This window comes from Mesorhizobium sp., from assembly GCF_024509055.1.
Lineage (GTDB): Bacteria > Pseudomonadota > Alphaproteobacteria > Rhizobiales > Rhizobiaceae > Mesorhizobium.
The window spans coordinates 1-20984 of the sequence record NZ_JANINM010000394.1 but is presented as its reverse complement, the minus strand read 5'-3'; the positions used below and the strand labels follow the sequence as shown (position 1 = coordinate 20984).

Sequence of the window (20984 nt, the reverse complement as noted above, 5' to 3'; positions counted from 1 at the left end):
GGGACTACATCGTGCGCAACGGCGAGATCGTCATCATCGACGAGTTCACCGGCCGCATGATGCCCGGGCGCCGCTATTCGGAAGGGCTGCACCAGGCGCTCGAAGCCAAGGAGCATGTGCAGATCCAGCCGGAGAACCAGACGCTGGCCTCCGTCACCTTCCAGAACTACTTCCGCCTCTACAAGAAGCTGTCCGGCATGACCGGCACGGCGCTGACCGAGGCCGAGGAATTCGGCAACATCTACAATCTCGAAGTCACCGAGATCCCGACCAACCTGCCGGTCATCCGCAAGGACGAGGACGACGAGGTCTACCGGACGGTCGAAGAGAAGTACAAGGCGATCGTCAAGGAAATCCGCGAAGCCAGCGCAAAGGGTCAGCCCACGCTGGTCGGCACCACATCGATCGAGAAGTCCGAGCAGCTTGCCGAGCGCCTGCGCAAGGACGGCTTCAAGAACTTCGAAGTTCTCAACGCCCGTCACCACGAGCGCGAAGCGGCTATCGTCGCCCAGGCCGGCAAGCCGGGCGCCATCACGATTGCCACCAACATGGCGGGCCGCGGCACCGACATCAAGCTCGGCGGCAATGCCGAGATGCGCATCGCCGAGGAACTGGGCGACATGCCCGCGGGGCCCGAGCGCGAGGCGCGGGAAAAGGAGATCCACGATGATATCGAGCGCCTGAAGGAAAAGGCGCTCGCCGCCGGCGGCCTCTATGTCCTCGCCACCGAACGCCATGAATCGCGGCGCATCGACAACCAGCTGCGCGGCCGTTCCGGCCGCCAGGGCGATCCCGGCCGCTCGAAATTCTTCCTGTCCCTCCAGGACGACCTGATGCGCATCTTCGGCTCCGAGCGTATGGACGGCATGCTGCAGAAGCTCGGCCTCAAGGAAGACGAGGCGATCATCCATCCCTGGATCAACAAGGCCCTGGAGAAGGCGCAGAAGAAGGTCGAGGCGCGCAACTTCGACATCCGCAAGAACCTGCTCAAATATGACGACGTCTCCAACGACCAGCGCAAGGCGGTGTTCCAGCGGCGCATCGAGCTGATGGACGGCGAAGGCCTCTCGGAGACGGTCGCGGAGATGCGCCAGGGCGTCATCGAGGAGATCGTCGCCAAGAACATCCCCGAGAACGCCTATGCCGAGCAATGGAACGTCGCTGGCCTCAAGGAGGAAGTGGCGCAGTACCTCAACCTCGACCTGCCGGTCGAGGAATGGGTCAAGGAAGAAGGCATCGCCGAGGACGATATCCGCGAGCGCATCACGGCCGCTGCCGACGCCGCCGCCAAGGAACGCGCCGATCGCTTCGGTCCGGACGTGATGACCTATGTCGAGCGCTCCGTGGTGTTGCAGACGCTTGATCATCTGTGGCGCGAGCACATCGTCAACCTCGACCACCTTCGCTCGGTCGTCGGCTTCCGCGGCTACGCCCAGCGCGATCCGCTGCAGGAATACAAGGGCGAGGCTTTCGAACTCTTCCAGGCCATGCTCGGCAACCTGGAACAGGCCGTCACCGCGCAGTTGATGCGCGTCGAGCTGGTCCGCCAGGCCGCGGATGCGCCGCCGCCGGAAGCGCCTGAGATGTTCGGCAGCCACATCGACGGCAGCACCGGCGAGGACGATTTCCAGGGCGGCGAGACCGCGCTTCTGGTGCGCCAGGAATCGAGCGCCGTCGTCGCGCCGGAAGATCGCGATCCGAAGAATCCCGCCACATGGGGCAAGGTCGGCCGCAACGAAACCTGCCCCTGCGGCTCCGGCAAGAAGTACAAGCACTGCCACGGCGCGTTCGCCTGACGCGCTCCTTCTCCCTATCCAAGTGAGAAGATGGCCTCATGCCGAAGACCTCACAGCAACCCTGAAGCGCGCGCGGCGGCCGTCGCCTCGCCGCGCGAGACCGCCTCAAGCTTCTCCAGCACCGCCGACACATGGTGATCGACGGTCTTGGGCGAGATGGTCAGATGCGCTGCTATGCGCTTGTTGGAGAAGCCGCGCTCGATCAGTTGCAGCACCTCCATCTGGCGACGCGTCAGGCCGGCTCGGTTGGCGCGCGTCGCCTGACGCGGGCCTCTGGCGATGCGGTTGACGCCGTTCTGCCGCATCAGGCCGCGCACATGCTGCGCCACCGGCCTTGCGCCGAGTCCTTCGAATATATCCAGCGCCTCGCGAAGCGCCGCCTCGTCGCCATGCACCAGGGCCAGCGCCCGGTCGAAAGGCGCCCCCATCTCGTCCCACGCCGCGGCCGCGCCGCGCCAGTCGCCGTCAAGCTGCATCCGATAGGGTGCGGCCATTTTGGAGGTGTCGCCGGGTTCGCTGCCCGGCATCAGCAACGACCGCCAGGCAACCAGCTCGCCAAACACCGCTCGCGTCGGCGAAAGGCTTTCGGCGAGCGCGATGAGCCGGAGGACCTCGTCGCGGTCGCCCAGCCCAAGCCACGCACGCTCCGCCATCACCGCTGCAAACGGCATCAGTCGCTGCAACTCCATGCCCTTGCCGAGGAACCGCTTCATCTCCTCCAGGACTGGCTCAGCCGCCGGATCGCCGCGCCGGATGCGCAGCCTCGCCAGCGCGACGAGCGACGGGAAACGCACCAGCGCCGTCGTCGCATCATTGTCGATGACCTCATGCGCCTCGGCGGCCGCATCGTCCCAGAGGCCGCTCCGCACCAGCAGTTGGGCCTTCGCGCCCCGCATGTAATCGCGCCAGGTCGCCAGGTCGTTCTCGACGCAATAGGCTATGCCTCGATCGAGGAAGGACTGCGCCTCGACATGATTGAGCTGATTGATGCCGAGACAGGCGCTGTTGGTGAAGGCGCGCGCCGCATGCTCCTGGAAATTGTGCTCGAGCGCGATCTCCAGGCTCCGCGCGAGCTGGAGGCGGCCCTTGGCAATATCCAACCATTGCCCGACCGAACCGATGTTGTTCAGCGCGTGGCAGATGATGTCCGGCCGGTTCAGCCGTTCGGCCAGCTCGATCGCCCTGCCGCCCAGCGAAAGCGCGTCGTCCAGCCGTTCGGCGAGCATCGCCAGTTGCGAGAGGTTCGAATAGGCCATGGCAAGCTCAGGACCGTCCGGCGCCGTTTCCAGGAGGTCCACCGCCTGCGCTCCGAACCGGTCCGCCGCCTCGCGGTCGCCGACGAGATAGGCAAAGCGGGACAGGCATCTGAGGCTGTCGCCTTCCTTCAACCTGTCGCCCAACGCTTGCCGTAGCAGGCGCGCCTGGCTCTGCGCCCCTATTGCCGCGTCGACACGCCCGATAAGATGGCACTCGAAGGCATGGCCCTCATAAAGCGCCGCCCGGTTTTCCATCGGCAACTCGCCTGAATACCGCAGGGCAACTTCATAGTAGCCGGCCGCATCGCGATGCGCACCGACACGCGAGGCCTCGCGCGCGGCATTCGGCGCAAGCTCCCGCACGGCCTCCAGGTCCTGCGCCTCCACCGCGTGATGCACCAGCCTCGCCGTGGCGACGCCGGGATTTTCCTGCAGGGCGGTCAGGGCACGCTGGTTGAACGCGCGCCGCAGGCTCGGCGTCAACGTCATCTCGATGGCCCGGCGGGCGATCTCGTGCCGGAAGGCATAGCCGTCGCCGAGATCCTCCAGCAGGCCGTGCGAGACGCATTCGGCCAGTTGGCCGGCGCTGGCGACACCGCAAAGGCCGGAGAGCGCCCAGGCATCGGCACGGCGGGGAAACACCGAGACGGCGTCGAGCATCGAGCGCGCCCCGGTCGACAGCCTTTCAGCCCTTGCCAGAACCGCGTCGCGCACGCTGGCCGGCAGGGCGGTGTCGCTTTCGGCGGCAAGCAGCTCAGTTACGAAGAATGCATTGCCGGCGGTTGCCCGGTAGATGGCGCCGCCGTCGCGATCGGCCGATTCGGCGAGCGCAAGCACCGCCTTCTCGCTGAGCAGCGGCACCTCGATACGCTGCACATTGCCGGCCGGGATCTCGCCGAGCGCCCGGCGCACGCGCATCTGGCCTTCGCTGCGGTCGGTGCGTGCCGTGACCAGAAGCAGGATATGGGTCGTTGCAATACGCCGGCCGAGGAAACGGACGAAATCGAGCGTCGCATCGTCCGCCCAGTGCAGATCCTCGATGATCAGAAGGCCTGGGCCTTTCGCCTCGAAAACATCGAGCGCGTCGGAAAACAGCGGCAGCCGCTGTCCCTGGCGGGCATCGATGGCGCGGGGCAATTCCCACTGCGCCTCGCGCGCGAGATCGTAGAGTGGACCCAGCGGATCGGGGATCGACAGGTCCTCGCAGGCGCTTCGCAGCAGCCTCGCCTCCTGTCCGGCGCGCTCGGCAAAGGCCACGGCCAACGCCGTCTTGCCGGCCCCGGCCTCGCCCAGCAACGCTGCGACACGGCCATGACCACGCACGGCATCAGCCAGCAAGGCCTCCAGTTGCCGCAGCTGCGCCTGCCGTTCCAGAAGCATCGTCACCTTCTCGCGAAGCGGGAATTTCAACCATGGCGGGTTGCGACCACAATAGTTGCGGCGCGATCACCTCGATGTGACCTTCCACACACCGCGGTGCCGCCTTTGGAAGCGAAACGCCGCCAACATGGGGAATCGTCCCGTGAAATATGGGGAAAGGTTCCGATGTGCGGCGCCTTCGGGCGTGATCCCTTTCAACCGCGCTCTTCTCGAGCGCCATTCAATCGCGGAAAGGAAAACGACCATGCCTCGCTATCTGGTTGAACGCTCATTCCCTGACCGGCTCAATGTGCCGATGAACGATGCCGGCGCCGACGCGCTCGGCGGCGTCATCATGCGCAACGCCGAGAAAGGCGTCACCTGGGTGCAGTCTTTCGTGACGCCCGACAAGAAACAGACCTTCTGCATCTACGACGCTCCCTCTCCCGAAGCGATCCGCAGCACCGCGCAGAAGAACGCGCTTCCCGTCGACAAGATCACGGAGGTGAGGGTGCTCGACCCTTACTTTTACCGCTGATCCGGCCGGCGGGCGGCAGCGCGATGCACCCCGGATCGTCGCGGCCGATGGCGGACCCGATGTCGTGCCGGATGGCAAGAGAGTACCCGCCCCGGCGGATGCTCTTTTGCGACGGCGTGGCCTCATGCGACGGATCATATCGGCACTGTCTGCGCCGCTGTTTAGCCGGCGCCTTTTGCCGCCGCAGGACAGCTATCTGAGGCGCGACATAGGCCTGCATGATCGGGAGATGCCGCGCAATTACTGGGAATATTGGTGACTTCATCCCCGATCCATCGACATGGGGCCGAACGATTTCATCCGTTGGACAAGGGCGTCGAGGCGGTTCAAGGCACTGGTTTTTCAACAGCCGGCCCTGCTTGCGCGCCCTAACGAATTGAATTGGAGAGAGAAATGATCACTCACAGCCTGGCCAGATGCCTCACCGGCGCCTCGGCGCTCATCGTCATGACCTCAGGCGCAGTGTGGGCCGAGGAAAGCAATCCGCTCGCCGAAAAGGTGCGGGCTGTCGACAGCCGCTTCGAGGATGTCGCGGTGGCGAAAGCCGAAGGCTATACGCCGATCCCCTGCGCAAGCGGCATCACCGGCGGCGCCATGGGCATACACTACGTCAACGCCGGCTATCTGAAGAACGACACCGTCGACATCGCCAAGCCGCAGGCGGTCATGTACGAGCCGATGGCCGACGGTACGCTGAAGCTGGTTGCCGTCGAATACATCACCTCGAAAGGCCCGGCCTCGCTCGAAGGACATCTCTTCAACTTCGACAGCGCGCCCAACCGCTACGGCCTCGGGGCTTTCTACGAACTGCACGTCTGGGCCTGGAAACACAACCCCACCGGCACCTTTGCCGATATGAACCCGAACGTGTCCTGCGACGCGATGAAGGGGATGTAAAAGCGCCTCTCCTTCTCCCCGCATGGCGGCGGGGAGAAGGAAGCTCCCACCCACCCTTTCTTAAGGTGTTTCGGATAGACCGGAACGCTGGAAAGAGGCGGAAAAACGGGGAGTTCCGAGTGCGCTTTTCCGCGGCGACGACAGCCGGGCGGTTCCTGCCGCAGCGATTGGCGCTGCGCATGCGGCCGCTGCTTGGCCGCATCGACGCCGCGCTTTTCACCGCCGACGAGCGCGGCGAAGCCGGCCGCATGTCGCTGATCGCGTTCTCAATCCGCATCGTCAGCGCCGTCATTGCCTTCATCAGCCAGGTGCTTATGGCGCGCTGGATGGGCTCGTTCGAATACGGCATCTCCGTGCTGGTCTGGGTGACGATGGTCATCATCGGCAACCTCGCCTGCCTCGGTTTCCACACCTCTGTCATCCGCTTCATCCCCGAATATCGCGAGCGCGGCATGCTGGCCGAGCTGCGCGGCATCGTGCTGACGAGCCGTCTCTTCGTGCTCGTCGCCTCGACGATTATCGCGGGCCTTGGCGCGCTTGGCGTCTGGCTGGCCTCGGACTGGATCGAGAACTATTACGTCATCCCCTTCATCCTTGGCGTGATCTGCCTGCCGATGATTGCGCTCGGCGATCTGCAGCAGGGGCTGGCGCGCGCGAACTCCTGGGCGCTGCTGGCGCTCTCGCCCACCTATCTGGTGCGGCCGGTGCTGATCCTGGCCTTCATGGCGCTGACGCTCGCCATGAACTACGCGCCCGACGCCAAGACCGCGATCTTCGCCTCGATCGCCGCCACCTATGTCACCACGCTTGGCCAGCTCGTCGCCGTCACTTCGCGCATGGACAAGAAAATCCCGGCAGGACCGATCACGGTTCATTTCGGCCAGTGGTTCCTCGTTTCGCTGCCGATCTTCCTGGTCGAAAGCTTCTTTTTCCTGCTCACCAATGCCGACGTGCTGATGGTCGGCGCCTATCTCGATCCCAATGACGTCGCCGTCTATTTCGCCACGGTGAAGACGCTGGCCCTGGTTCACTTCGTCTATTTCGCGGTCAAGGCGGGTGTCGCCCAGCGCTATGCGCAATTCACACATGGCGAGCCGCATCGGCTTGCCGCCTTTGCCCGCGAGACGGTCTCCTGGACCTTCTGGCCTTCGCTGCTGATGGCTTTGCTGGTGCTGGCGCTCGGCGAGCCGATGCTGGTGCTGTTCGGCCCCGAATTCACCGCCGGCTATCCGCTGCTTTTCCTGCTTGTGCTCGGCGTCGTCGCCCGTGCCGCCGTCGGCCCCTGTGAAAGCCTGCTCACCATGAGCGGCAACCAGAACATCTGCGCCGCCGTCTATGCCATGACGTTGGCCCTGAACATCGGCCTCAACGTGATCCTGATCCCGCATTTCGGCCTATGGGGCGCCGCGATCGCCACCAGCCTCGCCATGGTCTTTGAAGCCAGCGCGCTCTCCTTCACGGTGTGGCGCAAGCTCGGCATCGTCATGGTGATCTTCATGCCCGCCAGGAAGGGAGACGCCTGATGGCCGCTGTTCCATTGCTCGAGGAAACCAGCGGCGGCCCCGCCGGCGCCATGGTGTCCGGCCTTGCCGGCCTCGCCCGGGAGGCCGACCTCGCCCATATCGAGATTTTCGCCAACAACCGGCCGGAACGGAAGCTTGCCATTTACCCGGCCTCGGCCGGCTTCGACCTCGTCGAGGAGCTCGACTATCTCTGCGCCCGCACGATCGAGCCTAACGTCTTCTTCAACCCGCGTTTCCTGGCCCCCGCCATGCCGAGGCTCGAGGACCGCGAGGTGCGGCTGGCGGTGATCCGCGACGGCGGCGAGTTCCGCAGCCGGCTGCGGCTTCTGGTGCCCTTCTCGGTCGAACGGCCGGGAATGCCGCTCGGCGTCCCGGTCATGCGCACCTGGGCGAGCCCGTTCGGTCCGCTCGGCACGCCGCTGGTCGATCGCGACGACCCGGTCGGCGTAATCGAGGATTTCTTTTCGATGTTGTCCAGGCCACATCTCAAGCTGCCCAAGGTATTCGTGCTGCCCGACATCCGGCTCGACGGTGCGGTGGCGAGCCTGCTGGCCACCTTTGCTGACAGCCGCGGCCTGACGATGGTCACTACCGGCAAGGTCGAGCGCCCGATGCTGGAAAGCGATGCCGAGGGCGACGACTACCTCAAGACTTCGCTGCGCGCTCATCATTACAGAGAGTTTCGCCGGCTAAAGAGACGTCTCGCCGATGTCGGCAAGCTCGAGCATGTCGTGGCGCGCGGACCCGACGAAATCCGCCACGCCATCGAGAGCTTCCTAACGCTGGAGGCTGCCGGCTGGAAGGGCCGCGAACGCACCGCCATGGCGATCGACCGCTACCGCGCCGCCTTCGCTCGCGAAGCCGTGCACCGGCTGGCCGAGCACGATATGTGCCGCATCCATTCGCTGACCCTCGATGGCCGCACCATTGCCTGCCTGATCGTGTTCGTCGAGGCCGGCGTAGCCTACACCTGGAAGACGGCTTACGACGAAACGCTTGCCACCTATTCGCCAGGCACGCTCCTGATGATCGAGGTGACCAAGCAGCACCTCGAAGACCCCAATATCGGCATGAGCGATTCCTGCGCGGTGCCCGACCATCCGGTGATGAGCCGCCTGTGGACGGAACGCAAGCCGGTGGGCACGCTGGTTGTTGGACTGACGCCGGACGCCGACCGGCTGGCCCGCCAGGCGGCCTCGCAACTGCACCTGTACCGCGAGACCCGCAATATGGCGCGCATCCTTCGCAATCGGATGCGAAGCCTGCTAAAGCGTCGTTAGAGGGCAGGCAGCGGGTATCGGGGCATGGTTGTCGGAATCGAAAGGCGCACGCTCAGGCGCATCTTGGCTGGCATCGCCCTGCTGCTGTTCTTGAATCCGGCCTGCGCATCATCGGTCTTCCTCGAAGACCAGACCTGGACTGAACTGCGCGACCTGATCGCGGCGGGAACGACCACGATCATCATCCCGATCGGCGGCACCGAGCAGAGCGGCCCGGCCATGGCGCTTGGCAAGCACAATGTGCGGGTCAAGTTCCTGGCCGAAAAGATTGCCGGGAAACTGGGCAACGCGCTGGTCGCGCCGGTCATTTCCTACGTGCCGGAAGGCAATATCGATCCGCCCACATCCCACATGCGTTTTCCCGGAACCATCAGCATCGGCGACAAGACCTTCGAGCAGCTTCTCGAATCGGCGGCTCGCAGCATGCGGCAAGCTGGCTTCAGGACCATCGTGCTGATCGGCGACCATGGCGGCTACCAGGCCAATGAACGGCACGTGGCGGACCGGATCAATGCCGAATGGAAGAAGGTACGGGTCTTTGCCGACCTCGACTATTACGAGCTTGCGCAAGGGCCCTTCACGAACAAGCTGCTGGCCGCCGGTGCCACCAGCGCCGAGATCGGAACGCACGCCGGATTGGCCGACACCTCGCTGATGATGGCCGTCGATCCGTCGATGGTACGCAAGGACCGCCTCGCCGGACCCCCAAAGCTTGGGGCGGGGGATGGCGTTTATGGCGGCGATCCGGCAAGGTCTTCCGTGGAATTCGGGCAGCTCGGCGTGGATCTCATCGTCAACGGGACGACGGATGCAATCCGCGCCTTCATCGCAAGTCAGCCAAAATGATCGAGACTTTTCTGCGCCTCACTCGCCTTTGCGTGCCGCTTGCGCTGTTCAGTGTGCTGCCAACCGTCGCGGCGCATGCCGGCTCCTGCCCGGAGGATTGCAGCGACCCGCCGCCGCCTCAAGCCAATGTCTACAGCCAGACCAGCGCCAGCCATCTCAGCCCCGTGACGGCGGGCGCGCTGTCGCGCGTCTACGTGCCGAACCGCTCGTCGAACAGCGTCTCGGTGATCGATACCGTCACCTTGAAGGAGGTCGACCGCTTTTCCGTCGGCAGCAAACCGCAGCACGTCGTTCCCGCCTGGGACCTGAAGACGCTCTGGGTCGCCAACAACGGCACCGGCACGAATGGCAGCCTGACGCCGATCGATCCGATGACCGGCAAGCCCGGCAAGCAGATTGCGGTCGACGACCCCTACAACATGTATTTCATGCCTGACGGCAGCGCCGCAGTCATCGTCGACGAAGCCCTGAAGCGGCTCGATTTCCGCGACCCGCAGACCATGGCGCTGAAGTCGAGCCTTGCCACACCGACCTGCCCGGGCATCAACCACGCCGATTTCTCGGCCGACAATTCCTACGCGATCTTCACCTGCGAATATGGCGACGGCGGGCTGGCCAAGATCGACCTGAAAAACCAGCAGGTGCTTGGCCATCTCGACTTTTCGAAGATGGGCATGCCGCAGGACATCCGCCTCTCGCCGGACGGCAAGATCTTCTACGTGGCCGACATGATGAATGACGGCGTGTTCCTGGTCGACGGCGAGTCGTTCAAGGAAATCGGCTTCATTCCCACCGGCATCGGCACGCATGGCTTCGTCGTCAGCCGCGACGGCAAGCGGCTCTATGTCTCCAATCGCGGTTCGCACAAGATGGAGCAAGGCAAGGCGAGAGGACCGGGCAGCGTGACGGTGATCGACTTCGCGACCCGCTCGGTCGTCGCGCAATGGCCGATCCCCGGCGGCGGCAGCCCCGACATGGGCAATGTCAGCGCCGACGGCAGGCAATTGTGGCTTTCCGGCCGCTTCGACAGCGAAGTCTACATGATCGACACCACCTCGGGCGCGGTGACGAAGATCAAGGTGGGCTCGGAGCCGCATGGCCTGACTGTCTGGCCGCAGCCCGGAAGGTATTCGCAGGGGCACACGGGCAACATGCGCTGACGCGCCGGTATGCCTGCCCGTGGGCGGTGAAAAGCTGCAGCCGCGGCAGGCGCCTGCGCCTCTACCTAATAAAATATTTGCCGGCTAATTGAAGCCGAGGGCCTTCCCCTACGTAAGCGTCCCCTCCGTTGTTTAAGGCAGGAGGAAGCTCTCCTCGGTCAGGCTTTTTTGCCGAGGGCGCGATGCGCGCTGTGGCCGAATTGCATCGCCCAAACCCGCTTGGGCAAAGCGGTCTGCACAAATGGCACATTGTCACACAACTGTAATATAGCGCGCCTAGCGAGTTCCGAGCCGCATCCCGGCTGAATCTCGCCGCATCTTACCTCGGGGAAAGACTATGTTTGTTCGCAAAATTATCGCGCCGTTGGGCGTTTGCATGTCCATGGCGGCACCGGCCTTTGCAGCCGATCAGGTTGTCGAAGTGCCGCCACCCTCTTCGCCGACCTGGACGATCGGAATCGAGGGCAGCCCTGAATTCTACGCCATCAACAATGGCAGCAACCGTTCCGGGACGCTTGCCGACAGCTACTACAAGCTCAGCGTTTCGCACAATTTCGACAATAACTTTGTCGGCGGTGTCTTTATCCAGCCCACCTTCAAGAGTGGCGGAAAGTCCCAGTACTACCTCGAAGGCAGCCTCGGCTACAAATTCAAGCTGACCGATGCCTTCACGCTGACCCCCAGCGTCGGCATCGGCTACACCTGGCACGACACCGGCATCGTCAAGGACGCCGAGGCCAATGCGAATGTGGCGTACTACGCCCTGTATCTCGCGGGCGACTTGAAGCTGTCGAAGCAGTGGACCTGGAATGCCTTCAACCTGCGTTGGCGCAATGCCTTCAACACCACCTGGGAAACGCCGAAGGTGGCCACGGGCGTGACCTACAACATCGACTCCACCAACGCCGTCTATGCCAACGTGGGCTACTCTTGGAAGAAGATCAACACGTCTTCAGCTCCGTACGACGCTCTCGCCGGCGACAAGATCAACGTCGCGATCGGCTACAAGCACTCGTTCTGATCCTAGCGGGGGCGCCGCCTGGTTGCCGTCGAGGCACCTGTCCGCGCCCCTCCAATTCTCAGGCTTTGTCTGGCTGCCCTCGTTCGCGACGGCGGCCAGTCTGTTTTCGTCCAAGCCTTGCTTTCCTGCATGTCCGCCCCAAAACCGCTTGCGCGCATTTTGGGTGGCATGAATCTCCAGCGCAGGGCTGGCGTTCGAAGCTCGATTGATACTGGATGGCCTGGCATCCGAAGCTCGAAGAGCGAAGGATGGTGCCCCTAGCCGGGATCGAACCAGCACTCCTTGCGGAACTCGATTTTGAGTCGAGCGCGTCTACCAATTCCGCCATAGGGGCTCAGGCCGGGCGGCCTGATTGGCGCGGACTATACGGTTGGACGGCCTTTCGTCAACTGGCCTGTTGCCGAATCGCGAATGCTTCCCCGACCAGGCGGTCCTTACGGTTTCGTAAAGCGCACCGCCATTGTGCGGCGCGAATAATCTTTCTAGACAAGCGACGTGTCGCGGCCTCGCTCCAAAAGCGTTGGCTGCGGCGCTTTGGGTCCTTGCCTCATGCCTGCCGGTGGCCGAAAACCGCTGCGCCGTTTGGGCGACATGCATTAGGAGAGCCTATGCTTCGCGGACTTTATGACTGGACGCTCTCTCTGGCGGCAAGGAAATCGGCCGAATGGTGGCTGGCTTTCATCGCCTTCGTCGAAAGCTCCGTCTTCCTGGTGCCGGCCGACGTGCTCTTCCTGCCGATGGCGCTGTCAAAGCCCGAACGCGCCTACCGCTATGCGCTGATTGCCACCGTGGCCTCGGTGCTCGGCGGCGTCGCCGGCTGGTTCATCGGCCACTATGCATATGAGGCGGTCGCCAAGCCGGTGCTCGAATTCTACGGCAAGTATGACGAGTTCGAGCAGCTTCGCACATCCTCAGGCATTGGCTTCATCATTCTGATGCTGGTCACCTCGGGCGCGGCCCATCTGCCGCCGATCAAGGTGGTGACGATCCTGTCCGGCGTCATCGGCGTCAATCTCCTGCTCTTCATCGGCCTGGCCATCGTCGCGCGCGGCGCCCGCTTCCTGCTGCTTGCCTGGCTGCTGCGCCGCTATGGCGAATCGATCAAGGAGTTCATCGAAAGGCGTTTGGGATTGATTGTCGGGGCGGCCGCCGCTGCCCTGATTTTGCTCTATATCCTCGTCAGATACGCGCACGGATAATCCAAGCGAGCGGACCTTAGCGATGACAGCGACCATGAATGCCGACACCGGGCGCCAGCGGACCCGCGCCGCGCTTTTCCTTGCCGTCGCCATGGCCGCGACTGTCGGCTCCGCGCTCTGCTTCCAGTATATAGGTGGTTACATCCCCTGCCATCTCTGCCTCGAGCAGCGCACGCCCTACTACATCGGCGCGCCGCTGATGCTGCTGGCGGCGGTCGCCTCGATGCTGCGCGCGCCGGCCTGGATGACGCGCGGGCTGCTGGCGATTGGCGGCCTCTTGATGCTCTACGGCCTCTATCTCGGCGTCTATCATTCAGGCGTCGAATGGGCATGGTGGCAGGGCCCGGCCGACTGCACTGCCGGCGCCGGTCCTGTCGACACCGGCGGCAAGGGCGTGCTCGACGCGCTCGACAAGTTCGTGCCGCCGTCCTGCGACAAGGCGGCGCTGCGCATCCTCGGCCTGTCGCTTGCCGGCTGGAACGCCATCGCCAGCCTCATCCTGGCCGCCGTCGCCTTCCGCAGCGCGCTGTCGCGGGACTGAGCCCGCAACAGCGCCGACGCGAGATCGTTCAAGGAATTCGGCAGGATGAGTCGTATGAAGTGAGTGTCGAGAACCGGAGCGGAACGTACTTAAGTACGTGAGCACCGGAAGCGGAGACACTTGCTTCAGATGGCCAGCCTCCCGAATTCCCGAACGATCTCAGGGTTCGAGTTCGACATCCCAGTAGAGATAATCCATCCAGCTTTCATGCAGATGGTTGGGCGGGAACAGGCGACCGTTGTTGTGCAGGTCGTGCACCGTCGGCTGGTAGGGCTTCTGCAGCGGCCACATCTTGGCCTGCGCCGGCATCATGCCGCCTTTGCGCAGGTTGCAGGGCGAGCAGGCGGCAACGACATTCTCCCAGGTCGTCGCCCCGCCGCGATGGCGCGGGATGACGTGGTCGAAGGTCAGATCCTCCGGCGTGCCGCAATACTGGCACTGGAAACGGTCGCGCAGGAACACGTTGAAGCGCGTGAAGGCAGGATGCCGCGACGGCTTCACATACGCCTTGAGGCTCACCACGCTCGGCAGCTTCATCGAGAAGGTCGGCGACGAGACGGCGTGCTCGTATTCGGCGACGATGTTGACCCGGTCGAGGAACACAGCCTTGATGGCGTCCTGCCACGACCAGAGCGACAGGGGGTAATAGCTGAGCGGACGGTAGTCCGCATTCAGCACCAGCGCGGGAAGCCCATCCGGAGATACGGCAACCGTCACGTCTTGGCCTCCTTGGTTCAGCGCACGATCCCGAAAATCGGGGAGGATCATGCGCAACTTCAAAAGTCCTACGGCGCCCTTGGTGCATCCAGATGGATGCGCGTCGCCGTAGCCGAACGGCGCGGATACTGTAAGCCCGACATGACAGGGATGTGAAGCGGATTGTCGCTTGTCGAAATGCTCAAAAATGCATGATTTTCATGCTTTTTCGACCAGTTCGGCGGGAGGTGCGGCGTCCCTGCCCTTCAGTTCGCGGTAATAAGCCCAGAAAAGCCGCGACGCGATGCCGCGCCACGGGCTCCATGATTCGGCCAGCCGGATAAGCATTTTCTCCGGTGGACGCGGGTCGATGCCCAGCGCATGGCCGACCGCGCTCTGCAGTGCGACGTCGCGCGCCGGGAAGACATCCGGGTGGCCGGCGGCGAACAGCAGGTAGCACTCGGCCGTCCACGGACCGATGCCCGGCACCGCGGTCATCGCCGCGATCGCCTCGCCGGCGTCGAGCGAGCAGAGGTGATCGAGATCGAGCCCGCTGGCCACCGCCTCGGCAACGGCGATCAGCCCGCGCTGCTTTGGCCGTGACAGCCCCGCCTCGCGAAACATGTAGTCGCCGGCGGAAAGAATGCCTTCCGGCGTCAGCGGATCGACCAGCTTTGTCAGTCGCCCGAAGATGGCATCGGCGCTTGCGCGCGACACCTGCTGCGAGACGATGATCGACGCGAGGCTCCTGAAACCCGGTTCCGAGAGCCTGAGCGGCACCTCGCCGGCCATGCCGCGCACCTTTTGCAGCCGCGGATCGATCAGGCAGAGCGCGTCGAGCCCTGCCGCAATATCTTCGAGCGAGGCGATGCGTTGCACGTTGCTTGTTTCCACAATGCTCACGAAGTGGCAATTGAAGGGCTAACTATCAACCGGCGAAAGCGCCTGGCAACCCGAATGCCGCCTGAGAGATGACGCTCCTGACATTCCGTTTCGCGCCCAGTCCCAACGGCGAACTGCATCTAGGCCATGCCTATTCGGCGCTGCTGAACCAGCGGATGGCCACGCAGGCAGGCGCACGATTGCTGTTGCGCATCGAGGACATCGACGTCACGCGCTGCACGCCGGAATTCGAAGCCGGCATTTTCCGCGACCTCGAATGGCTGGGGGTCGACTGGCCCGAACCGGTGCGCCGGCAATCAGCGCATTTTTCCGAATACCAGGCGGTGCTCGACCGGCTGATTACCGAGGAACTGGTCTACCCTGCCTTCATGAGCCGGGGCGAGATCCGCGCCTTCATCGCCGAGACCGACAAACGCGGTCGCGACTGGCCGCGCGATCCGGACGGCGTGCCGCTCTATCCTCCCCTGGACAAGGCCTTGTCGACGAAGGAACGCAAGCGGCGGATGGCCGAAAACACGCCCTTCGCCTGGCGGCTCGACGTCGAGGCGGCAGCGGCCCGCGACGGGCGCACGCTGTCATGGACCGAATTCACCGACGAGAGCATGGCCGCGACACGGATCGTCGAGGCCAATCCACGCGAATGGGGCGACGTGATCGTTGCTCGCCGCGACATCCCGACCAGCTATCATCTGGCGGTCGTCCTCGACGACTCCCTGCAGGGTGTGACCCACGTCGTGCGCGGACAGGACCTCTATTCGGCCACGGGCGTCCAGCGCCTGCTGCAGGAATTGCTCGGGCTGCCGCCGCCGCGCTACTTCCACCACCGCCTTGTCCTCGGACCTGACGGCCGGAAGCTGTCGAAGAGCCTCAAGGACACTGGCCTTGCGGCACTGAGGGAGGCGGGCATGTTGCCAGCGGACGTCAGGCGGCTGGTCGGGCTCTGACTACAGACGCGCCAGCCCCGCCTTGATCAGCGCCATCACGCTGATGAAGATGAAGGCGCCGCTCAGGCCCCAGCCCACCGCGAGCCTGAGATCCCTGAAGGTGATGCCATGCTCGTTGGCAACCATGACGGCGACGAAAAAACCCAGCGTGAAGAGCAGCGTGTTGCCGGTCGCGCCGAAACCGTCCTCTTTCATGATGGCGTCGAGCGCCGTGCCGAAGAAGAAGCCGAAGACGGCGACGGTTGCCACCGCGAACAGCAGCCATGTCGTGCCGAGATGCAAAAGCATGCCTGTTCACGGCGTGCCTTAACGCCATGCCCCCATTCGCACCGTTGTTGAATTCGAATGAGCTTATGGATCAACCGTTTCGTTTTGCTTGCCGAATTGAACGGCATTAGAGCAATTACCGACACAAACCCTTCATAGCGGCCAGGCTCCCTTCGAAATGCAAAGCGTCAAGCGGTTCATTCCCGCAACTTTCGTCGTCCTGTGGGCGACCGGCTTCATCGGGGCGCGCTACGCCATGCCGTGGGCTGAGCCGTTCACCTTCCTCGCCATCCGCTTCGTGCTTGCGGCGATCCTTTTCGCCGGCCTGACCGTGCTGCTCGGATCGCGAAGGGCAACGCGCGAAGAGGCGCTTCACGCGGTGGTCGCGGGTGTCCTGATGCACGGCGTCTATCTCGGCGCTGTGTTCTGGGCGATCCACCGGGGCATGCCGGCCGGCCTGTCAGCGCTGATCGTCGGCCTGCAGCCGCTGATCACGGCGGTGCTTGCAGGCAGGCTACTCGGCGAAGCGATCCAGCCTCGCCATTGGGCAGGCCTCGCGGTCGGGCTTGTCGGTGTCGTCATCGTGCTCTGGCCGAAGCTCGGAGCGATGGGCGGCGGCGTCACCGCCGCGACGCTCACCGCCTCCATCGTCTCCGTTCTCGCCATGAGCGCGGGAACCGTCTGGCAGAAGCGCTTTGCCTCCGGCGGCGACCTGGTGGCGGCGACGATGTGGCAATATGTCGGCGGGTCCGCGTTGATGATCCTGGGTTCTCTTGCCTTCGAGACGCGCGCGATCACCGTCAACGGCGAACTGATCTTCGCCATGGCATGGCTGGTCCTGGTGCTGTCGGTCGGCGCCATATTCCTGTTGATGGTGATGATCCGCGATGGCGAGATGTCCAAGGTCGCATCGCTGTTCTACCTGGTGCCGGCCGTCACCGCCGTCATCGCCTGGGCCTTGTTCGGCGAGCAGCTCAACCTGCTGCAGATCGCCGGCATGGCGATCGCCACGCTGGGCGTCGGACTGGCGACCGCCCGGCAGGAAAAGGTTCAACCGGCCAAAGCATAATCCCTAAGACGGGAACCGGCTCTCGGCCAGGGTCATGCCTCAGCCGACCCTCGCGCGCGCCTCGAGGTAGCGGCTGATCGAGGCGTTGAGCTCGCCACCGAGGATGAAGATCGCCGAGATGATGTAGAGGAAGACCACCGCGATCATGATCGAGGCCAGGCCGGCATAGGTCGTCACATAGGACGAGAAGTGGTCGAGATAGGTGGCGAAGATGGTCGACCCCACCAGCCAGGCGATCAGCGTGAAGACGATGCCCGGCACGATGGAGACAAAGCGGCGCTTGCCGGCCGGCAGCCAGATATGCACCGAAAACAGGCCGATGACGATGACCGTCGAGGCGACGACGTAACGCCATACCGTGATCGTGCCCATATAGGGCTTGATCCATTCCAGATGCGCCTCCGCCAGCCTGGCAAGCAGCGGCGCGAACACCAGCAGCACGCTGATAGCCAGGAAACAGGCCGTGGCGATCAATACGAAGATGATGCTCTGCACCCTGCGATGGATGATGCCGCGCGTCTCGGTGACCCGATAGGCGCGATTGAGCGAGGTGCGCAGCGCCTCGATGCCGTTCGAGGCGAAATAGGCCGCCAGCAGCACGCCATAGGTCAGAAGGTCGGTGCGCCGCACGGTGAGCACATTCTGCACCTCGCGCGCGATCGGCTTCGCGATCTGGTCCGGCCAGGTGTCGAAGACCAGGTGCACGGCCGTGTCGGCGAAGGCGCGCGCGCCGAGGAAGCTCGCCAGCGTCGTGGCGAAGATCAGGAACGGAAACAGCGCCATCAGCGAGGTGATCGCCAGATGGCTGGCCATCGCCCAGCCATCATCAGTATTGAAATGGCCGATCGCATCGTAGAGCACGCGCTTGACGGCGACGATATTCCTGAGCAAGGACCCGCGCTCCGCTCGATTGTGTCGACGCCGCGAATATGGGAAGTCATTGCGGCAAATGGCAACCCCAGGTCAGACAACGATTCCCGGCTCGAAAGAGTTGCGCACCATTATCGTCACCGGCGCCTCCTCGGGCATAGGCGCCTATTGCGCGCGGGCCCTGAAGGCCGAAGGCTGGCGCGTGTTCGCCACGGCGCGCAAGCCGGCGGACATCGAGGCCCTTGCGAACGAAGGCATCGAGGCCTTTTATCTCGACTATCGGGAGCCTCGGTCCATCGCGGCCCTGGCAGAGGCCGTGCTGGAACGCACCGACGGCACGCTCGATGCGCTGTTCAACAATGGCGCCTATGCCCAGGCCGGCGCGGTCGAGGACCTGCCGGTCGCCGCCCTGCGCGAGCAGTTCGAGGCCAATTTCTTCGGCTGGCACGATCTAACGCGGCGTATCATGCCAGTCATGCGGCGCCAGGGTCACGGGCGGCTCGTGCATTGCTCGTCCATCCTCGGACTCGCCCCGGTTCGCTTTCGCGGCGCCTACGCGGCATCCAAACATGCCCTCGAAGGCCTGATGCTCTGCATGCGCCAGGAACTCGAGGGCAGCGGCATCCATGTCTCGCTGATCGAACCGGGGCCGGTGGCCTCAAAGATCGCCAGCAACGGCCTGGCCTGGTTCCTCAAGAACATCGATCACGAGAATTCGGTCCATCGCGCCGACTACCAGGCGCAGCTGGCACGGCTGGAGGCTGGCGGCAGCGTCTCGCGCCTGAAGCCCGGCCCGGAGGTGGTTCATGCCGCGCTTCGCCACGCGCTTCTGTCACAGCGCCCGCGTCCGCACTATGTGGTAACGGTGCCGGCTAAGATCGGCGTGGTGCTGAAACGCATCCTGCCGGCGACCCTGCTCTACCGCGTGCTTGCAGGGCGCGCGTGACGTAACCCGAACTGGAGCCAGCTGGATGGTCATCGTCTTCAAGGTTCTCGCCATTCTCGCCATGGCCGCCGTGCTAATCGTGCTGGTCCGCGGGCTGATCAACATGATGCGCGGCGGCTCCGGCGTCACCTCGAACAAGCTGATGCAGGCACGCGTGTTGCTGCAGGCGGTGGCTTTGGCGCTGCTTCTGCTGGTCGTCTATTTTACCCGAAAGTGACGATCCTGGAGCAATTCCAGGAAAAGTGTGAAACGGTTTTCCGCTCGGAATGGCGTCAAACAGGGGGGACGGCGTGGTCAAGCTCAACAAGATCTACACCCGCACCGGCGACGACGGCACCACCGGCCTCGGCAGCGGCGAGCGGCGTCTGAAATCGGATCTGCGCGTCGAGGCCTACGGCACTGTGGACGAAGCCAACGCCTGCATCGGCATGGCTCGTATCCACACCGCGAACGATCATCCCGCGATCGACGCCATGCTTTCGCGCATCCAGAACGATCTTTTCGACCTCGGCGCCGACCTGGCGGTGCCCGATAACGGCAAGCCCCTGGAATACGAGCCCTTGCGCATCGTCGCCGCGCAGACGGACAGGGTCGAGAAGGACATCGACCTGCTCAACAAGGATCTTCAGCCGCTGAAATCCTTCGTGCTCAACGGCGGCACGCCGGCCGCGGCAGCCCTCCACCTGGCGCGCACGGTGGCGCGGCGCGCCGAGCGCATCATGGTGGCGCTGGCGCAGGATCCGGCCGAGCACGTCAACCGCGAGGCGCTGAAATACGTCAACCGCGTCTCGGACTTTCTGTTTGTCGCCGCCCGCGCGCTCAATGACAACGGAAATAGCGACGTGCTATGGGTTCCCGGCAAGAACCGCTGACAATCGCGCGCGGCGGAAGGACCCGATGTTCATCCCGCTTTACGACAACAACAGGCTGCGCCACATCCGCCTGCAGTATGTGACGATCGGCCTGATCCTGGCGAATGCGCTGGTCTATCTGGCGACCACGCTCGGCGGTGAGAACTTCACCAACGCCGCGGTGCTCGGCCTTGGCTTCATCCCTTCCGTGGTTCACGACAAGGTTCAGCTGTCGCCCGAATTCGTCGTCATTCCAGCAGGCTTCAGCTACCTCACCTACTCCTTCCTGCATGCCAACATCCTCCACCTCGGCGGCAACATGCTGTTCCTTTGGGTGTTCGGCGACAACGTCGAGGACGCGCTCGGCTACGTCCGTTACCTCATCTTCTATCTGCTTTGCGCGGCCGGGGGAGCGTTCTTCCAGGGTTTGGTGGCGCCGGATTCGCAGGTTCCGCTGATCGGCGCCTCGGGCGCGATCGCCGGTGTCGTCACCGCCTATCTGATCCTCTATCCCAGGGTTAAGGTCTGGATCCTGGCCTTTGCCCGCATTCCCCTTCACATCCCGGCTTTCATCCCGCTCGTGCTCTGGATCCTGTTCCAGATCGTCATGTTCGCCAAGGGCGGCGAGGATCAGGTTTCCTGGGCCTGCCATATAGGCGGGATCATCACGGGCGCCGTGCTGGTGCTGGTGCTGCGCAGCCGCGACGTGCCGTTGTTTGCCGGCGCCGACGACGAACCCGACCCGGCTCCCGCGGCCCAGCAGGTGCCTTCAACCGTCGAACCCGTCTCAGCTTCCGACGCCTCGGCGCAGCCCGCGCCGCAATGGGGGCGCGGCGCTGCGTCGCGCCAGGACTGAACCGATTTGGGTGGGCCGTGGGATATTGACGCGCCGATTTGCCGCCACTACGGAAACGGCACCGTTGGACGGATATTCCGTCCGGAATGTCGGCTTTCGACAACTCTGACAGGGCGCACGCTGCTATAGCGCCCCGACTATCTCAGGAGAGGTGACAGGAAATGAA

21 protein-coding genes and 1 tRNA gene are annotated in these 20984 nt (G+C 64.0%); 16 read left to right on the top strand and 6 right to left on the bottom strand.

Going from position 1 to position 20984, the window contains the following annotated elements:
* A partial coding sequence (locus Q0L57_RS20395; protein ID WP_296744836.1) for an SEC-C metal-binding domain-containing protein occupies positions 1-1796 on the top strand: 1796 nt, incomplete at its 5' end.
* 50 nt (positions 1797-1846) lie between these two features.
* Here the strand turns inward: Q0L57_RS20395 and Q0L57_RS20390 are convergent.
* Positions 1847-4432 (bottom strand): AAA family ATPase, encoded by a 2586-nt coding sequence (locus Q0L57_RS20390; RefSeq protein ID WP_296744835.1) that lies wholly within the window; start codon positions 4430-4432, stop codon positions 1847-1849.
* Positions 4433-4676: 244 nt separating this feature from the next.
* Here Q0L57_RS20390 and Q0L57_RS20385 point away from each other — a divergent pair, with 244 nt between their 5' ends.
* From Q0L57_RS20385 to Q0L57_RS20355, 7 genes are all read left to right on the top strand, one after another.
* On the top strand, positions 4677-4949 hold the full coding sequence (locus Q0L57_RS20385) for a DUF4242 domain-containing protein (protein WP_296744834.1): 273 nt from the start codon (positions 4677-4679) through the stop codon (positions 4947-4949).
* Between the two features lie 447 nt (positions 4950-5396).
* The gene (locus Q0L57_RS20380; RefSeq protein WP_296744837.1) at positions 5397-5846 is read left to right on the top strand and encodes a hypothetical protein; all 450 of its coding nucleotides are present in this window, start codon (positions 5397-5399) and stop codon (positions 5844-5846) included.
* Positions 5847-5965: 119 nt separating this feature from the next.
* On the top strand, positions 5966-7369 hold the full coding sequence (locus Q0L57_RS20375) for a lipopolysaccharide biosynthesis protein (RefSeq protein WP_296744833.1): 1404 nt from the start codon (positions 5966-5968) through the stop codon (positions 7367-7369).
* On the top strand, positions 7369-8649 hold the full coding sequence (locus tag Q0L57_RS20370) for a GNAT family N-acetyltransferase (RefSeq protein ID WP_296744832.1): 1281 nt from the start codon (positions 7369-7371) through the stop codon (positions 8647-8649). The genes Q0L57_RS20375 and Q0L57_RS20370 overlap by 1 nt, the downstream gene beginning before the upstream one ends.
* A 24-nt stretch (positions 8650-8673) precedes the next feature.
* Positions 8674-9495 carry a creatininase family protein gene (locus tag Q0L57_RS20365; protein ID WP_296744831.1) on the top strand — a complete coding sequence of 274 codons (822 nt, stop codon included), beginning with the start codon at positions 8674-8676 and terminating at the stop codon, positions 9493-9495.
* Positions 9492-10655, top strand: coding sequence for a YncE family protein (locus Q0L57_RS20360; RefSeq protein WP_296744830.1), 1164 nt, complete (start codon positions 9492-9494; stop codon positions 10653-10655). The genes Q0L57_RS20365 and Q0L57_RS20360 overlap by 4 nt, the downstream gene beginning before the upstream one ends.
* A gap of 376 nt (positions 10656-11031) precedes the next feature.
* Entirely contained in the window at positions 11032-11676 is a 645-nt protein-coding gene (locus tag Q0L57_RS20355; protein WP_296744829.1) for a hypothetical protein, read from the top strand.
* A gap of 249 nt (positions 11677-11925) precedes the next feature.
* On the opposite strand, the gene Q0L57_RS20350 is transcribed toward Q0L57_RS20355, so the two are convergent.
* Positions 11926-12010, bottom strand: a tRNA-Leu gene (locus Q0L57_RS20350).
* Positions 12011-12284: 274 nt separating this feature from the next.
* Between Q0L57_RS20350 and Q0L57_RS20345 the strand changes: the two genes are divergently transcribed.
* Together Q0L57_RS20345 and Q0L57_RS20340 are read left to right on the top strand one after the other, a co-directional pair.
* Complete coding sequence (locus tag Q0L57_RS20345; protein WP_296744828.1) at positions 12285-12875, top strand: YqaA family protein; 591 nt, start codon at positions 12285-12287, stop codon at positions 12873-12875.
* A gap of 22 nt (positions 12876-12897) precedes the next feature.
* Positions 12898-13416 (top strand): disulfide bond formation protein B, encoded by a 519-nt coding sequence (locus Q0L57_RS20340; RefSeq protein ID WP_296744827.1) that lies wholly within the window; start codon positions 12898-12900, stop codon positions 13414-13416.
* 159 nt (positions 13417-13575) lie between these two features.
* Here the strand turns inward: Q0L57_RS20340 and Q0L57_RS20335 are convergent, their stop codons facing one another.
* Together Q0L57_RS20335 and Q0L57_RS20330 are read right to left on the bottom strand one after the other, a co-directional pair.
* The gene (locus Q0L57_RS20335; protein ID WP_027167440.1) at positions 13576-14133 is read right to left on the bottom strand and encodes an HNH endonuclease; all 558 of its coding nucleotides are present in this window, start codon (positions 14131-14133) and stop codon (positions 13576-13578) included.
* 198 nt (positions 14134-14331) lie between these two features.
* The gene (locus Q0L57_RS20330) at positions 14332-14991 is read right to left on the bottom strand and encodes a DNA-3-methyladenine glycosylase (RefSeq protein WP_296744826.1); all 660 of its coding nucleotides are present in this window, start codon (positions 14989-14991) and stop codon (positions 14332-14334) included.
* Between the two features lie 92 nt (positions 14992-15083).
* Here Q0L57_RS20330 and gluQRS point away from each other — a divergent pair, with 92 nt between their 5' ends.
* A complete protein-coding gene (gene gluQRS, locus Q0L57_RS20325) occupies positions 15084-15959 on the top strand; it encodes a tRNA glutamyl-Q(34) synthetase GluQRS (protein WP_296744825.1) in 876 nt (291 codons plus the stop codon).
* Here gluQRS and Q0L57_RS20320 read toward each other — a convergent pair whose 3' ends face one another.
* On the bottom strand, positions 15960-16247 hold the full coding sequence (locus tag Q0L57_RS20320) for a hypothetical protein (protein ID WP_296744824.1): 288 nt from the start codon (positions 16245-16247) through the stop codon (positions 15960-15962).
* A gap of 157 nt (positions 16248-16404) precedes the next feature.
* Here Q0L57_RS20320 and Q0L57_RS20315 point away from each other — a divergent pair, with 157 nt between their 5' ends.
* Positions 16405-17295, top strand: coding sequence for a DMT family transporter (locus tag Q0L57_RS20315; protein WP_296744823.1), 891 nt, complete (start codon positions 16405-16407; stop codon positions 17293-17295).
* Positions 17296-17334: 39 nt separating this feature from the next.
* Here the strand turns inward: Q0L57_RS20315 and Q0L57_RS20310 are convergent, their stop codons facing one another.
* On the bottom strand, positions 17335-18186 hold the full coding sequence (locus Q0L57_RS20310) for a YihY/virulence factor BrkB family protein (protein ID WP_296744822.1): 852 nt from the start codon (positions 18184-18186) through the stop codon (positions 17335-17337).
* Positions 18187-18244: 58 nt separating this feature from the next.
* Here Q0L57_RS20310 and Q0L57_RS20305 point away from each other — a divergent pair, with 58 nt between their 5' ends.
* The 4 genes from Q0L57_RS20305 to Q0L57_RS20290 all read left to right on the top strand — a co-directional run bounded on the left by Q0L57_RS20305 (position 18245) and on the right by Q0L57_RS20290 (position 20818).
* On the top strand, positions 18245-19111 hold the full coding sequence (locus Q0L57_RS20305; protein ID WP_296744821.1) for an SDR family oxidoreductase: 867 nt from the start codon (positions 18245-18247) through the stop codon (positions 19109-19111).
* A gap of 25 nt (positions 19112-19136) precedes the next feature.
* Positions 19137-19328: a twin transmembrane helix small protein gene (locus Q0L57_RS20300; protein WP_296744820.1), complete on the top strand. Its 192-nt coding sequence runs from the start codon at positions 19137-19139 to the stop codon at positions 19326-19328.
* A gap of 73 nt (positions 19329-19401) precedes the next feature.
* Positions 19402-19983 (top strand): cob(I)yrinic acid a,c-diamide adenosyltransferase, encoded by a 582-nt coding sequence (locus Q0L57_RS20295; protein WP_296744819.1) that lies wholly within the window; start codon positions 19402-19404, stop codon positions 19981-19983.
* A 25-nt stretch (positions 19984-20008) separates the two neighbouring features.
* Complete coding sequence (locus Q0L57_RS20290) at positions 20009-20818, top strand: rhomboid family intramembrane serine protease (protein ID WP_296744818.1); 810 nt, start codon at positions 20009-20011, stop codon at positions 20816-20818.
* The last annotated feature ends 166 nt before the right edge of the window (positions 20819-20984 follow it).

What these genes read in the sequence shown, in the direction of transcription:
- Q0L57_RS20390 (WP_296744835.1), bottom strand. Translation starts at nt 4,432, where the DNA reads ATGCTTCTGGAACGGCAGGCGCAGCTGCGGCAACTGGAGGCCTTGCTG.
- Q0L57_RS20385 (WP_296744834.1), top strand. Translation starts at nt 4,677, where the DNA reads ATGCCTCGCTATCTGGTTGAACGCTCATTCCCTGACCGGCTCAATGTG.
- Q0L57_RS20380 (WP_296744837.1), top strand. Translation starts at nt 5,397, where the DNA reads ATGACCTCAGGCGCAGTGTGGGCCGAGGAAAGCAATCCGCTCGCCGAA.
- Q0L57_RS20370 (WP_296744832.1), top strand. Translation starts at nt 7,369, where the DNA reads ATGGCCGCTGTTCCATTGCTCGAGGAAACCAGCGGCGGCCCCGCCGGC.
- Q0L57_RS20365 (WP_296744831.1), top strand. Translation starts at nt 8,674, where the DNA reads ATGGTTGTCGGAATCGAAAGGCGCACGCTCAGGCGCATCTTGGCTGGC.
- Q0L57_RS20360 (WP_296744830.1), top strand. Translation starts at nt 9,492, where the DNA reads ATGATCGAGACTTTTCTGCGCCTCACTCGCCTTTGCGTGCCGCTTGCG.
- Q0L57_RS20355 (WP_296744829.1), top strand. Translation starts at nt 11,032, where the DNA reads ATGTCCATGGCGGCACCGGCCTTTGCAGCCGATCAGGTTGTCGAAGTG.
- Q0L57_RS20345 (WP_296744828.1), top strand. Translation starts at nt 12,285, where the DNA reads ATGCTTCGCGGACTTTATGACTGGACGCTCTCTCTGGCGGCAAGGAAA.
- Q0L57_RS20340 (WP_296744827.1), top strand. Translation starts at nt 12,898, where the DNA reads ATGACAGCGACCATGAATGCCGACACCGGGCGCCAGCGGACCCGCGCC.
- gluQRS (WP_296744825.1), top strand. Translation starts at nt 15,084, where the DNA reads ATGACGCTCCTGACATTCCGTTTCGCGCCCAGTCCCAACGGCGAACTG.
- Q0L57_RS20320 (WP_296744824.1), bottom strand. Translation starts at nt 16,247, where the DNA reads ATGCTTTTGCATCTCGGCACGACATGGCTGCTGTTCGCGGTGGCAACC.
- Q0L57_RS20315 (WP_296744823.1), top strand. Translation starts at nt 16,405, where the DNA reads ATGCAAAGCGTCAAGCGGTTCATTCCCGCAACTTTCGTCGTCCTGTGG.
- Q0L57_RS20305 (WP_296744821.1), top strand. Translation starts at nt 18,245, where the DNA reads ATGGCAACCCCAGGTCAGACAACGATTCCCGGCTCGAAAGAGTTGCGC.
- Q0L57_RS20300 (WP_296744820.1), top strand. Translation starts at nt 19,137, where the DNA reads ATGGTCATCGTCTTCAAGGTTCTCGCCATTCTCGCCATGGCCGCCGTG.
- Q0L57_RS20290 (WP_296744818.1), top strand. Translation starts at nt 20,009, where the DNA reads ATGTTCATCCCGCTTTACGACAACAACAGGCTGCGCCACATCCGCCTG.